Origin of the sequence: Amnibacterium sp. (assembly GCF_036559085.1) — a bacterium.
In the GTDB taxonomy this organism is placed as follows: Bacteria; Actinomycetota; Actinomycetes; order Actinomycetales; family Microbacteriaceae; genus Amnibacterium.
Window position 1 is genome coordinate 57602 of the sequence record NZ_DATBTU010000032.1, and the last position, 12041, is coordinate 69642.

Sequence of the window (12041 nt, forward strand, 5' to 3'; positions counted from 1 at the left end):
GGCCTCAGGCCGACGTGCCGCCCGGGTGCTCCGACGCGTGCGACCGCTCCAGGTACTGCTGCGACCGGGCGACCTGCGCCTCGAGCGCGGAGACCGTCTGGGCCATGTTCTCGACGGCCTTCGCCTTGTAGGCGTCGATCGCGTCCATCGTCGCGAACACGTCGTCGAACGCGTGCTGCAGCGTCTCGACGCTGATCCCGGACGTCGAGGACTGCTCCTGGACCCCCGCCGACTGCTGCTTCAGCAGCTCGCTGGTGCGGCCGATCATCGAGCTCGTCGCGTCGTTCAGGGCGTTGATCTGATCGAGCACGAGGCGCTGGTTGCCGAGCGCCTGCGCCACGACGACCGCGGTCCGCAGCGCCGACACCGTGGTCGTCTGCGCCCGCTCGACGCCCTTGATCAGCTCGAGGTTGTTCTTCCGGATCATGTCGAGGGCCAGGTAGCCCTGCACGGACACCGCGATCTGGGTGACGAGGTCCTGGCGGCGCTGACGGATGGGGAACAGCGCGTCGGACGTGAGCACGTCGGCGGCCCGTGGATCCGTCGTCCGCACCTGCGCGATCCGCTCGGCGAGCGCGTCGTCGAGGGCCGTCGCCAGGCTGGTGTACTCCGCGAGCCGGCCCATCGTCGCCCAGAGGTTCGCCCGCTCCTGCTCGATGGCGGCGTTGTCGCGGCGGAGCTCGTCCTGCCCGGACGTGAGGGCGTCGATGATCGCGTTCAGCTGCGTCTGGGCGGACTGGTAGCGCTGGAAGTAGTGCGCGAGCTTCTTCCCGCCGGGGATCATGCCGACCAGCTTGCGCACGCCGGTGAGATCGGCCCGAGCCGGATCGAGCTCGGTGATCGTCACGCGCAGGTCCTGCAGTGTCCGGGCGACGCGGACCTGCGGATCGCCCGCCGGCCCACGGCCCTGCGCTGCGGCGAGGGAGCTCGACGGGCGCTCCAGCATCCGGTTGCTCACCTGCGCGGAGGCGCGGATCTCCTCCGCGCCCATCCGGACGAGGTCGTCCACCTTCTTCGCGAAGGCGGGGCTCTGCGGCTGCTCGGCCGCCAAGGAGGCGACGAACTCCTGCCCCCGCTTCGCCAGCTCGGTCCGCTTCTCCGCCGGCACGGCCACGAGGCCGACGGCCTGCTCGGGCTGCACCTCGGGCACCGCCGCCGGTGCCGCGAGCACCACCGCGTCGGGCGCCTCGCCCTCGGGCGGGGTCAACGGCTGGCTCAGATCGAGTTCGGACACGGACCTTCTCCTTCGGCCGAGGGGCGCGGCGGTGCGCGCTTCAGCATAGGAGCGCAGCCCCGACGGCCGGTCGGTACCCTGAGGTAAGGCTTACCTCACCTCAGGAGACCTCGGATATGAACTTCGGCACCACCCTCGCGCTCGGCGCGGTCGCGGGCGGCACGATCGTGCTCGGCCTGCCGATCGGACGGCTCAAGGCTCCGGCCGAGGCGGCGCGGGTCGTGCTCTGCGCAGCAGCGGTGGGGGTGCTGCTCTTCCTGGTCTGGGACGTCCTGTCCGCGGCGTGGGCGCCGATCGAGGCCGAGCTGACGAACGGTGCGGGCGGCGGTGCGCTCGCCGGGTTGAGCGTGCTCTTCGTCCTCGGCATCAGCACCGGGCTGCTGTCCGTCGTCGCCTACGAACGGTTCCTCAGCCGCCGCCGGGCGGCCGCGGGGGCCGGCGTCACCTCGAGCAGGTCGCTGGCCACGCTCGTCGCGGTCGGGATCGGCGTGCACAACCTCGCCGAGGGCCTGGCGATCGGGCAGTCGGCCGCATCCGGCGCGCTCGGCCTCGCCGCGGTGCTCGTGATCGGGTTCGCGCTGCACAACGCCACCGAGGGGTTCGGCATCGTCGCGCCGCTCGCCGCCGACGCGCAGCGACCCTCATGGGGCTTCCTGCTCCTGCTCGGCGCCATCGCCGGCACGCCCACGTTCATCGGCACCGCGATCGGCTGGGCCTACGCCACCCCGGTGCTCAGCGTGCTGTTCCTCTCGCTGGCGGCCGGATCGATCCTCTACGTGATCATCCAGCTGCTCGGCATCGTCGCCCGGGCGCACCGCAGCGACCTGGTCGCCTACGGCGTGCTCGCCGGGCTCTTCGCCGGCTTCGCCACGGACGCGATCGTCACCCTCGGCGGCGCCTGACGCCACCGACGGACGAGCGCCGGCCCACGGAGCGCCGACGCGGTCACCGCGGGCGTCAGGCCTCGTCGGTCCTGCGGTGGAACCGGACGACCGGGATCGTGCGGGTGGTCTTCTGCTCGTAGTCCCGGAAGCCCGGGGCGGCCTCCTTGAAGCGCTCCCAGGCCTCGTCGCGCTCGCCGCCCTGCAGGACCTCCGCGCGCACGGGCACCATGCCGTCGTCAGGCGTCTCGATCTGCACATCGGGGTGGGCGACGAGGTTGTGGTACCAGGCGGGGTTGTCGGGCGCGCCGGCCTTCGAGGCCGCGACGAGCCAGGCATCCGCGCCATCACGGACGGCCCGCGCGGGTGCGATCCGCTGCTCGCCGCTCTTCGCACCGATGTGGTGGATGAGCACGAGGTCGCGCCCGAACCGTTGCACCGTGCCGTTGTTCGCACGGAACTCCGCGATCACCTGGTCGTTCCAACTCGAGGGGCTGCTCGCCATCCGCCGATCTCCTTCGCTCAGGACAGATGGATTCTGACGCACTCCACGGGAGCTCCCGGCACCGACGGCCGAACCCTCATGCTGCACGCTTCGATCCGCGGGCACGGAGTCGCTGGGAGATGAAGAGGGCGGCGCGGTCCACGGCGTCGTCGGCCTCGTCGAGCATCCCGATGAAGGCGGGGTACACGTGCGGCACGTCGGCGACGACATCGAGGACGACGTCGACCCCCGCGTCCCGAGCGCGATCCGCGAGGCGCACCGAGTCGTCGAGGAGCAGCTCGTTGGTCCCGACCTGCAGCAGGATCGGCGGGAACCCGGTCAGGTCGGCGAGCACAGCCGGCGCCAGGAGGGGCTGGGCAGGGTCCTGGCCGTCGAGGTACATCTGCCCCGTGCGAGCCATCCCCTCACGGGTGAAGAGCGGGTCGATCCCCTCCTTCGTCGTCATGGAGTCCCCGGTGCGCGTGTGATCGAGCCCCGGTGAGAACGCCACGATCCCAGCCGGGAGGGGAAGCCCGTCCCCCTTCGCGGCGAGCGCCGTGGTGACCGCCAGTCCGCCGCCGGCCGAATCCCCCGCGATCAGGATCGTCTCCGGCGCGATGCCCTGGACGAGCAGGTCCCGGTACGCCGCGAGGCAGTCGTCCAAGCCGGCCGGGAACGGGTGCTCCGGCGCGAGCCGGTAGTCGAGGGAGACGGCCCGCACCCCCGTCCGCTCGACCAGGTGCGCCGTCAGCGCCATGGCGGTCTCCGGGGACCCGAGCGAGAACGAGCCGCCGTGGAAGTAGAGGATGGTGCCCGAGCGTGCTCCATCGAGCGGCTCGACGAGCACCGCCGGTCGCCCGCCGAGCTCCGTCGCCGTCCGGACGACCCCTGAGGGCACGGGGAACCGGGCCATGAAGCGGGCGAATCCTGCGCGCATCTGGTCGACCGACGTGGGGCCGCTCGCCTGGGGCGCCGCTCGCAGCCGGTCGTCCAGCGCTCGTCGTTGCTCGATCGTCATCGTTCTCCTCTCGGCCTTTTGCATGCCGTGGCATGCATCTCGTAGACTGTATGCCATGGCATACGACGAGGCGACCGAGCCGATCGTGCAGCTCTTCGACGACCTCGTACGCTGCGAGACCCGCCTCTACAACGCGCTCGGCGAGAGCCTCCGCACGGAGCACGGGCTCGCGATGAGCCAGTTCGAGCTCCTGCGCTACTTCCGAGACCACCCCGACTCGCGGGTCGCCGAGGTCGCCGCGAACTTCGCGGCAGGAATCGGGGCGATCAGCAAGGGGGTCGATCGATTGGAGCTCCGCGGCTGGATCGCTCGGCGCCCCAACCCGGCCGACGGCCGCTCATCGCTCGTCAGCCTGACGGAGGCCGGCTCGCACCTCGTGGCCCAAGCCGAGGGCACCTTCCGAGATCGCCTCGCGGATCTGCTCACCTCCGTGCTCGGCCCGATCGGGATCGGGGCGACCGGGAAAGCGCTCTCCGCCTTGCGCGCGGCGTTGGAGAGGGATCGCGTGGGCCTGCCGGTCGGATGACGGCGCCCCCGAAGACGTCGATCGCCCTGACCGACCCGTTCGCCCGGTCGCGTCGCCGCGTGTCGTCGACAGCGGGCGGCCGGTGGCGGCGAGGATCTGAGGGATCAGGGCACTCGCCCAGGGCACGTCTGATAGGCCGGCGAAGGAGCCGCGATGTTCCGCATCATCAAGCCCGACTACGGCGTGCCGCTCACCATCCGCTTCGCCGCTCCGTTCCCGGCCGCTCGCGCTGCATCGGAGCGGAGTGTCGTGCCGAACCGGCCCGAGCGCCGCCGGCGCGTCCCGAGCTTCGACCGCGCAGTCGAGCGCTCCGCGGAGCTCATGACCGAATCCTCGAATCCTCGGGTACTCGAAGACACCGGTCGCTGAGCCACTGCGTCACCTCGGACGACCGGCTGCGACACGTCGAGCCTGCTCGGTCACGCGATCGTCCAGGGGTCTGAGCTGCACGGCTCCGTGTCGCCGTTCGAGCGCGAGCCCGATCAGATGATCGGCGAGCGCGGGGTTCTTCGGGAGCAGGGCGCCGTGCAGGTAGGTGCCGAAGACGTTCCTGCTCCGCGCCCCCTCGGTGTGGTCCGTGCCGTTGTTGCCCATCCCGCGGCCGACTCGGGCGAGCGGCTGAGCGTCGGTGCCGAGGGTCGTGCGCCCGCTGTGGTTCTCGTAGCCGATCAGGTCGCCGAAGGCCCCGCTGTGGGCGACGACGTTGCCGATCAGGCGCCCCGACCCGGCCGTCGTCTCGAGGTCGAGGACTCCGACGCCCCTGAGCACACGGCCGTCGCTGGTGCGGAACGCGTGGCCGAACAGCTGGTACAGGCCGCAGACGACCAGCATCGGCACCCCGTCGTCGGCCATCGCGCGGAGATCGGTGCCGCGTGACAGCAGGTCGGATTCGACGAGGTCCTGGCCGCTGTCCTGCCCCCCACCACCGACCACGAGGTCGAGCCGGTCGGGGAGAGCGTCCCCGCGGTTCACCTCGACGACCTCCGCCTCGTAGCCACGCCAGCGGAGCCGCTGGGCGAGGGCGAGCACGTTCCCGTGGTCGCCGTAGATGTTCATCTCCCGCGCGTACAGGTGCGCGATCCGGACGGGATCGGTCACCGGTCGATCCCGTCGAGGGTGGCGACCGTCGCCAGGTGACGGCGGAGCTGCAGCATGGCCGTGTACGTGCAGAACGCCCTGATCGGCCGCCCCTCGGAGGTCGCCACGAGGTGATCGAGCGCCTCGCCCGGGTCTCCGACGATCTGCGGAGGCTCGATGTCGTCGTAGCGGAGCCGGAGGGCCATCTCGGCGGCCCGCGTCCCGGTGACCACGGCCACCCCCGTCCCGCGGAGCGGAGAGAAGTCCACGTCCCAGAGCCACGACACGTCGCGGCTGTCGTTGTCGTGGTCGTTGATCGCGATCATGGTCGTGCAGCCCTCCGGCGCGTAGGACTCGAGCGCGAGCCGGAAGCCGATGGGGTTCTTCACCAGCACGAGCTCGACGATCGTGCCCCCCACCTCGACCGTCTCGCCCCTCCCGAATGCGGGCGTGACGGTGGAGAGGGTCCGCAGCAGGGCGGCCTCATCGACGGCTTCGCCGAGCACCGCTCGGACCAGGGCGATGGCTGCCGCGGCGTTCAGCATGTTGTAGCCGCCGGTCAGGCGGAGGTCGACCGTCCTCGATCGGCCGTCGAACTCGAAGGTCGCGGCGGCGCCCTCGATGGCGGTCAGCACCACATCCGCAGCGATGTCGCTCCGGTCGAGCCGGCCGCCGGCGGTGTGGAGCTCGTCATCGCCCGGGAAGCGATCGACGAGGGCGTCCGCGGTCCCGAAGTAGCGGACCGGGGTGTCGCGCAGGGCGCCGGCGATCGCCGCGACGCGCCGGTCCTCCCGGTTGAGCACCACCGCCCCGGTGGTGCGCCCCGCGATCGCGCCGAGCATCCTGGCCGTGCTGTCGATCTCACCGAATCGGTCGAGCTGGTCGCGGAACACGTTCAGCAGCAGCGCGAACCGCGGCGGCACCTGCTCGGCGAACCGGACGCCGTGGGCCTCGTCCAGCTCCAGGACCGCGACGTCGGCTCGAAGCCGGCCGCGGGAGTCGACCTGACCGAGCAGCGCGGAAGCCACCCCGCGGGAGTAGTTGCTGCCGCTCGGGTTGGTGAAGACGGCGAGGCCCTGGCCTCGGAGCAGCTCGGCGACGAGGCGCGTGGTCGTCGTCTTCCCGTTGGTCCCGGAGACGACCACCACGCCGAGCGGGAGCGCTCCGAGGGCTCGGCTCACGAAGCCGGGGTCCAGCTTCTCCACGATCAGGCCGGGAAGCGCGGTGCCGCCCCCGCGGAGCCTCGTGACGAACCGCGCGCCCCGTCCGACGGCGACGGTCAGGGCGCCCCGGGCGACCGGCGCCCGACCTGGACGACTCCGGAATGCGGCCACGACAGGAGACACTCGAGCTCCTTTCGAGCGGGTCGGCACGGAGCACGACCGGTACGGCGACGCTAGACGCCGGATGAGCAAGAAATGGCGGAGAGAGAGGCGATGGCCCTTCCTCGGGCGGCGGCGCCTGCTCAGCGGCCGGTCATGGACGCGAGGATTCCTCGGACATCCCGCTGCTGCAGCCGGAAGGCGGCCCGGTCCGCGTCGAGGAAGCGCGTCTCGCGCAGCCGTCCTCCCGCCGCGTCGACGCTGTCCGCGACGTCGACCGGCAGCACCTCCCCCAGATGCTCGGCGATCCAGTGCCGGCTCTCCCGGTCGATCGCGTTCCACCACGTCGGTATCCGCATGCGCCCTCCCCCTTCGGCTCGTCACTCTCCGACGCAGGCCTGAGACCGAGGTCGGAGGATCCTCCAGAGCCACTATGACGCCGGGCGGATGGAAGCCGGCCGCGCCGTCGGGGTGGCGGCCTTCGTATCGAGCCCTCAGCGATCGCTGAGCGGAGTCCTCGGGTGGCCCTTCCCACCGCGGACCAGCATGGCGCCGCCGATCCGCTCCCGAGACTCCCTCGGGAGGACGGTGCTCAGGGCAGCAGGGCGGCGAGACCGCACACCAGGATCACGGCCGTGAGTGCTGCCGCGTCCGGCGCGCCGAGGCGCACCGGCACCCGGGCCAGGACCGGCCTCCCCCCGCGGGCGGCCGTCGCCGTGCCGATCTCCGCTGCGCGGCGCACAGAGACGGCCAGCAGCGTCACCCCCAGGTCGGCCCAGTCGCGGAGAGCCCTTCGCGCCGCCCGGATCCCGCGATCGGACGGCGGCCGCCGCACCCGCTGCACGGCAGCGATGATCCGGATCTCATCGAGGAGGAGGGGCAGGGTGCGCAGGCTGATCCCCACGGCGGCCGCCCATGTGTCGACGGGCAGGCCGAGGCGGCTCAGTGGTCGGCCGATGACGGCGAGGGCCGGCGGGATCTCATCGACGGGCGTCGTCCAGCCGAGCATGAGGCCGAGGCCGAGCACGCCGAACGAGATCGCGAGCGCTTGGACGTAGAGGCCGAGCCCTGCACCGAGCAGCGACACCGCCGCGCCGACCGCCAGGAGCAACCAGAACCAGAGCGGTGGGACGGGCACCACCGAGGGTGGGATGCGTGCCGCCGCGGCCGACGCGACGAGGACCACCGTGAGGGCTGCGACGGCGCCCCAGCCCGGCAGGGCGAGGCAGGTGACCGTGATGACCAGCAGCACGACGACCTTCGTGCCGGCCCACATCCGATGCAAGGGTGTTCGGCGCGGAAGCGTGCGCAGCAGGAGGTCGCCCCAGTCGGCGGATCGGCGCCTCACCGCAGGATGCCCTGTCGGAGTGAGATCACCCGGGGGCACAGCCGGTCCGCGCCGACGACGTCGTGCGTGATCAACACGATCGCCATCGCCTGGGCTTCGCGGATGCGCAGCAGGGTCTCGACGAGAGCGTCCCGGCTGGCGGGATCGAGGCCCGCGAAGGGCTCGTCGAGGATCAGCGCTCGCGGCCTGCGGACGAGGATGCCGGCGAGCGCGACGCGCTTCAGCTGGCCACCGCTCAGGGCGTCGACCGGACGCCGGGCGAGTGCTGGGTCGAGATCGACGAGCGCCAGAGCCCGCTGGGCGAACTCGACCCGCTCGGCCTCGGACGCGAAGCCCCGCGCGGCGGCGGAGGCGATCTCCGCGTCGACCGTCGGACGCTGGACCTGGAGCCGCGAGTGCTGGAACGCGATGCTCACCGCGCCCACCTGCTGGTCGACCGGACGGCCGTCGAGTGTGCAGGTACCGGACGACGGGACGAGCAGGCCGGCCAGCAGCCAGGCGAGGGTGCTCTTGCCGCTGCCGTTGCCGCCCTCGACCCGGACCCCCTCGCCGGCGGCGACCTCCATCGAGACGTTCCGCAGCGCACGATGCGCCCAGGGGGTTCCGGGGGCGTAGGTGTAGCTGAGGTCTCTGGCCTCGAGGACCGCCGGTGAATCGGGCTGCGGGGCCGGCCCGCGCTCGACCGGTCGAGTCGGGCGATCGGGAGCAGCCGGCGGGGCGTCCCGCACGACACGGCCGGCAGCGAGCACGATGTGCCGGTCCGCCTGCCGCGCTTCCGCTTCGAAATGGGTCACGTGGACGACGGTGATGCCGTGCCGCCGCGGAAGCCCTGCCAGCAGACCGATGATGCCGTCCCGTCCCGCGCTGTCGACCATGGCCGTCGACTCGTCGGACAGGAGCAGCGCCGGCCGTCGGACGATCGCCGCAGCGATCGCGAGTCGCTGCAGCTGGCCACCTGAGAGGGCCGAGGTGGAACGGTGCTCCAACCCCGACAGCCCGACCTCCGCCAGTGCCGCTGGAACATCGAGCGGGTGGCCGTCCGGGAGGCCCCAGGCGAGGTCTTCCGTCACCGTCATGCCGAGCACCTGGGTCTCCGGGCGCTGCAGCACCAATGCCGTTCCGCCGACCCGACCAAGCCCTATCGGGCCCGGGCGTTCGACCCGTCCTCGGGTCACCGGCGCACCTGCCAGGGCGTGCAGCAGGGTCGACTTCCCGGATCCGTTCGCCCCCGTCACGACGACGAAGGATCCCGGGCTGATGTCCAGGCGCTCGATCGCCAACGCCGGCGCCGACGCCGACGGGTAGTGGACCTCGATCGCGTTCAGCGACACCGGCAGCGGCGCGGGCGGCGGCCACTCCGCCTCACGCGTCCGCCCCCCGATCCCGTCGGCGCGATCCGGGGCGAGACGCGCGACCGCCGCGATCAGGAGCCGCCAGGTCACCAGCATCCCGCCGACCGCGGCGATCGTCGCCGCGACCGGGACCCAGACCCACCAGGTGCCCACGAGCAGATCGATCACGCCGCGCAGGTACTCGGCCGCAGGGCTCAGCACGGGGATCCCGTGGAGCGCGACCGTGACACCGGCCGCCAGGTGCGTGACGCTGCCCAGGGCGAGCTCGCGCAGCGGCGCGAACAGAACCAGCACCGCGTCTGCTGCGATGCCGACGAGCGGGCCCAGGACCAGTGCGCAGCCCAGCACCGTCCAACCACCGCGCCTGCGGGCCTTCACCCAACCGACGGCGCCACCGATGAGCGCGCACCCGCACACGGTGAGGAGCCCGCCGAGGCCGACGAGCAGCAGCGCGACGGTGGCACCGGCGATCGCTCCCGTGACCACGGCGCGAGCGCGATGCTGCACGGCCAGCACAGCGAACGGGATGGTGGCGAGCAGCTCCAGGACGCCCACGTGAGGGAGCACCTTGCCGACCGCGACGGTCGCCGCGGCCAGGCCACCGAGCAGGCCGGCGGCCCCGAACTCAGCGGAGCTGAGCTCTGCGGGAGCGACCCGCCAGGCGACGAACGGGGTCCTCGGTGCAGACATGTCGCGTGCGAGCCTGCCCCTCACGATCTGAGATAGGACTCAGGCCGGCGAAGCAGCGGCCTTCCTTCGAAGGATGCCCACGCATGTGTCGGTCACGCCGGTGAAGGACACCTGGTCGGTCAGGACCCCCCTCAAGCCGGCGCTCCTGATCCGACTCGACTGCCCTGCTCCGGTTCGCACCGGGGGCTGAGCGACGCGCGTCTCGGGCGAGCGTCATCCGTACGTGGGCGACGAGGGCAGCCCGAAGAACTCCTGGAGGGTCTCGGTGCCCGTCCGATGCAGCTCGGAGGCGAGGGAAGCGCCGACATACCGGAAGTGCCATGGCTCGAACAGGATTCCGGTGAGCGACTCACGGTTCTTCGGATAGCTGAGGGTGAACCCGTGGCGCCAGGCGTTCGCGGCGAGCCATCTGCCCTCCGGAGTGGTCGCCATCTTGGCGTCGAAGTCGACCTCGGGCCTCGTCGAGGAGCCGATGTCGATCGCCCAGCCGGTCTGGTGCTCGCTGTAGCCGGGCCGCATGTCGATGGTGTTCGCGTACGCTGCGCCGCTCTGCGCCGTGTCCTGCGAGAGGATCTTCTTCTGGCTGACGTACGAGCGGTAGGTGCTCGTGGAGACGAGGGTGACGCCCTCGGCCTTCGCGGCGGCGAACATGTGTTCGACGGCGGCCGCTGCCTCCCGTCGCAGCAGGGGCGGATTCGTGTGGAGCACCTTCGGGGCGACGAGATCCGACGGGACGTACGTGATCGGATGCAGCGGCCGACGCTTGTCCACGACCACCCAGACGCTCGATGGATCGTCGATCGAGTACAACGTCTTGTCGAACCTCGGCGTCGGCGTCGGCGTAGGCGTTCGCGTCGAAGCGGACCCCTGCGTGGTCCCGGTCTGGGCCGGCGCAGCCGGCCGTCCTCCGACCGTCGCGCAGCCCGCAAGTCCGGCGACCGCGATCGCGGCCGGTAGGGCGAGCAGTTCCCGTCTCGACAGCGCCATGTGCAGCACCGTACGGACCGGGATCTGAGACGGTTCGAAGGGAGGGCTCTGCCGGCACGCTCCCCTCCACCGTCGAGGCCCGGTCCTCCTCGAAGACCGCACAGGATCACGGCGATGAGGGCGGCCGCGCACCGGCACCATCGCTCCACGTGCGGTGCCGACACCACGCCCTCGGCGCCACGTTCCGCCGCGCTACGAACAGGGACGCGGGCGCGGCTCAGTACGCGATGCGACCGGTCCGGTCGTGGAACTCGCCCGTCGGGCCGGATCGATCGACCATCGCCAGCGCGACGGTGGCGTCGGTGCCCTCGGTCACGGTCTGGTGGCCGATGTGCCGGTTGAGGTCGGTCGCGGTGTAGCCGGGGTCGGTGGCGTTGACGCGCATCTCCGGGAGGTCCTTCGCGTACTGCACCGTCAGCGTGATGACCGCCGCCTTCGACGAGGCGTAGGGCACGGCCGTGATGGGGAACTCGTCGTGGGACGGGTCCAGCAGGTACCGCGGCCAGCCCACGCCGGATGCGACGTTGACGATCACGGGGTTCGGGGAGCGGCGCAGCAGCGGCAGCGCCGCCTGCGTGACGCGCACGATGCCGAACACGTTCGTGTCGAAGGTCCTCAGCATCACCTCGGCGTTCAGCTCGGCCACCGTGCGGGCACCGCCGATGATGCCGGCGTTGTTGACGAGCACGTCCAGCTCCGGCAGCCGGGCGAGGGCCGCGTCCACCGACGCCTGGTCGGTGACGTCGAGCTGAACGGCGTGAGCGCCGAGGGCCCGGACGGCGTCGCCGGAGGCGAGGTCGCGCATGCCGGCGTACACCGTGTGCCCGGCCTGGATGAGGCGGCGGGCGGTCTCGAGGCCGAGGCCCTTGTTCCCGCCGGTGATGAGTGTCGTTGTCATGCCTCCACCGTCCCCCGACGGCGATGGCGGTCCCTATGCACCGCTGGTACCACCTGCGACCGATCCGCCCGCGGGACGATGGGGTCATGGACGAGTTCGCCGACGTGCTGCGCACCTGGCGCGACCGCATGCGACCGGAGGAGGCGGGCCTCCCCGCCGGGCCGGGGCGCCGGGCGCCGGGGCTGCGGAGGGAGGAGCTGGCCGCGCTGGCGGGCGTGAGCGTG

General features: G+C 72.0%; 13 protein-coding genes and 1 pseudogene. 4 read left to right on the forward strand and 10 right to left on the reverse strand.

All coding sequences use genetic code 11. From position 1 onward, the window contains the following. Positions 1 to 4 precede the first annotated feature (4 nt). Complete coding sequence (locus tag VIG76_RS05950) at positions 5 to 1234, reverse strand: toxic anion resistance protein (RefSeq protein ID WP_331952078.1); 1230 nt, start codon at positions 1232 to 1234, stop codon at positions 5 to 7. A 116-nt stretch (positions 1235 to 1350) separates the two neighbouring features. Here VIG76_RS05950 and VIG76_RS05955 point away from each other — a divergent pair, with 116 nt between their 5' ends. Next, complete coding sequence (locus VIG76_RS05955; protein ID WP_331952080.1) at positions 1351 to 2136, forward strand: ZIP family metal transporter; 786 nt, start codon at positions 1351 to 1353, stop codon at positions 2134 to 2136. Between the two features lie 55 nt (positions 2137 to 2191). On the opposite strand, the gene VIG76_RS05960 is transcribed toward VIG76_RS05955, so the two are convergent. After that, positions 2192 to 2620, reverse strand: a complete 429-nt coding sequence (locus VIG76_RS05960; protein WP_331952083.1) for a nitroreductase/quinone reductase family protein — start codon at positions 2618 to 2620, stop codon at positions 2192 to 2194. A 76-nt stretch (positions 2621 to 2696) separates the two neighbouring features. Next, positions 2697 to 3617: an alpha/beta hydrolase gene (locus VIG76_RS05965; protein WP_331952085.1), complete on the reverse strand. Its 921-nt coding sequence runs from the start codon at positions 3615 to 3617 to the stop codon at positions 2697 to 2699. A gap of 55 nt (positions 3618 to 3672) precedes the next feature. Between VIG76_RS05965 and VIG76_RS05970 the strand changes: the two genes are divergently transcribed. Both VIG76_RS05970 and VIG76_RS05975 read left to right on the forward strand, forming a co-directional pair. Continuing rightward, positions 3673 to 4143 (forward strand): MarR family winged helix-turn-helix transcriptional regulator, encoded by a 471-nt coding sequence (locus VIG76_RS05970; protein ID WP_331952087.1) that lies wholly within the window; start codon positions 3673 to 3675, stop codon positions 4141 to 4143. 153 nt (positions 4144 to 4296) lie between these two features. Further along, complete coding sequence (locus VIG76_RS05975) at positions 4297 to 4512, forward strand: hypothetical protein (RefSeq protein WP_331952089.1); 216 nt, start codon at positions 4297 to 4299, stop codon at positions 4510 to 4512. A gap of 9 nt (positions 4513 to 4521) precedes the next feature. On the opposite strand, the gene VIG76_RS05980 is transcribed toward VIG76_RS05975, so the two are convergent. From VIG76_RS05980 to VIG76_RS06010, 7 genes are all read right to left on the reverse strand, one after another. After that, positions 4522 to 5241, reverse strand: coding sequence for a type 1 glutamine amidotransferase (locus tag VIG76_RS05980; protein ID WP_331952091.1), 720 nt, complete (start codon positions 5239 to 5241; stop codon positions 4522 to 4524). After that, complete coding sequence (locus VIG76_RS05985; protein ID WP_331952093.1) at positions 5238 to 6566, reverse strand: MurT ligase domain-containing protein; 1329 nt, start codon at positions 6564 to 6566, stop codon at positions 5238 to 5240. Before VIG76_RS05985 ends, VIG76_RS05980 begins: the two co-directional genes overlap by 4 nt. A 119-nt stretch (positions 6567 to 6685) precedes the next feature. Next, positions 6686 to 6901 carry a hypothetical protein gene (locus tag VIG76_RS05990; RefSeq protein WP_331952095.1) on the reverse strand — a complete coding sequence of 72 codons (216 nt, stop codon included), beginning with the start codon at positions 6899 to 6901 and terminating at the stop codon, positions 6686 to 6688. A gap of 233 nt (positions 6902 to 7134) precedes the next feature. Continuing rightward, positions 7135 to 7929: an energy-coupling factor transporter transmembrane protein EcfT gene (locus VIG76_RS05995; RefSeq protein ID WP_331952097.1), complete on the reverse strand. Its 795-nt coding sequence runs from the start codon at positions 7927 to 7929 to the stop codon at positions 7135 to 7137. Next, on the reverse strand, positions 7887 to 9932 hold the full coding sequence (locus tag VIG76_RS06000; RefSeq protein WP_331952099.1) for an ABC transporter ATP-binding protein: 2046 nt from the start codon (positions 9930 to 9932) through the stop codon (positions 7887 to 7889). Before VIG76_RS06000 ends, VIG76_RS05995 begins: the two co-directional genes overlap by 43 nt. A gap of 213 nt (positions 9933 to 10145) precedes the next feature. Continuing rightward, entirely contained in the window at positions 10146 to 10919 is a 774-nt protein-coding gene (locus VIG76_RS06005; protein ID WP_331952102.1) for a M15 family metallopeptidase, read from the reverse strand. Between the two features lie 217 nt (positions 10920 to 11136). Then, complete coding sequence (locus VIG76_RS06010; protein WP_331952104.1) at positions 11137 to 11817, reverse strand: SDR family NAD(P)-dependent oxidoreductase; 681 nt, start codon at positions 11815 to 11817, stop codon at positions 11137 to 11139. 86 nt (positions 11818 to 11903) lie between these two features. Between VIG76_RS06010 and VIG76_RS06015 the strand changes: the two are divergent. Beyond that, positions 11904 to 12041 (forward strand): annotated as a pseudogene (locus tag VIG76_RS06015) (transcriptional regulator); the annotation flags it as partial.

Coding starts and splice junctions, on each gene's coding strand:
- VIG76_RS05955 (WP_331952080.1), top strand. CDS start 1,351: ATGAACTTCGGCACCACCCTCGCGCTCGGCGCGGTCGCGGGCGGCACG.
- VIG76_RS05960 (WP_331952083.1), bottom strand. CDS start 2,620: ATGGCGAGCAGCCCCTCGAGTTGGAACGACCAGGTGATCGCGGAGTTC.
- VIG76_RS05965 (WP_331952085.1), bottom strand. CDS start 3,617: ATGACGATCGAGCAACGACGAGCGCTGGACGACCGGCTGCGAGCGGCG.
- VIG76_RS05970 (WP_331952087.1), top strand. CDS start 3,673: ATGGCATACGACGAGGCGACCGAGCCGATCGTGCAGCTCTTCGACGAC.
- VIG76_RS05975 (WP_331952089.1), top strand. CDS start 4,297: ATGTTCCGCATCATCAAGCCCGACTACGGCGTGCCGCTCACCATCCGC.
- VIG76_RS05990 (WP_331952095.1), bottom strand. CDS start 6,901: ATGCGGATACCGACGTGGTGGAACGCGATCGACCGGGAGAGCCGGCAC.
- VIG76_RS06000 (WP_331952099.1), bottom strand. CDS start 9,932: ATGTCTGCACCGAGGACCCCGTTCGTCGCCTGGCGGGTCGCTCCCGCA.
- VIG76_RS06005 (WP_331952102.1), bottom strand. CDS start 10,919: ATGGCGCTGTCGAGACGGGAACTGCTCGCCCTACCGGCCGCGATCGCG.
- VIG76_RS06010 (WP_331952104.1), bottom strand. CDS start 11,817: ATGACAACGACACTCATCACCGGCGGGAACAAGGGCCTCGGCCTCGAG.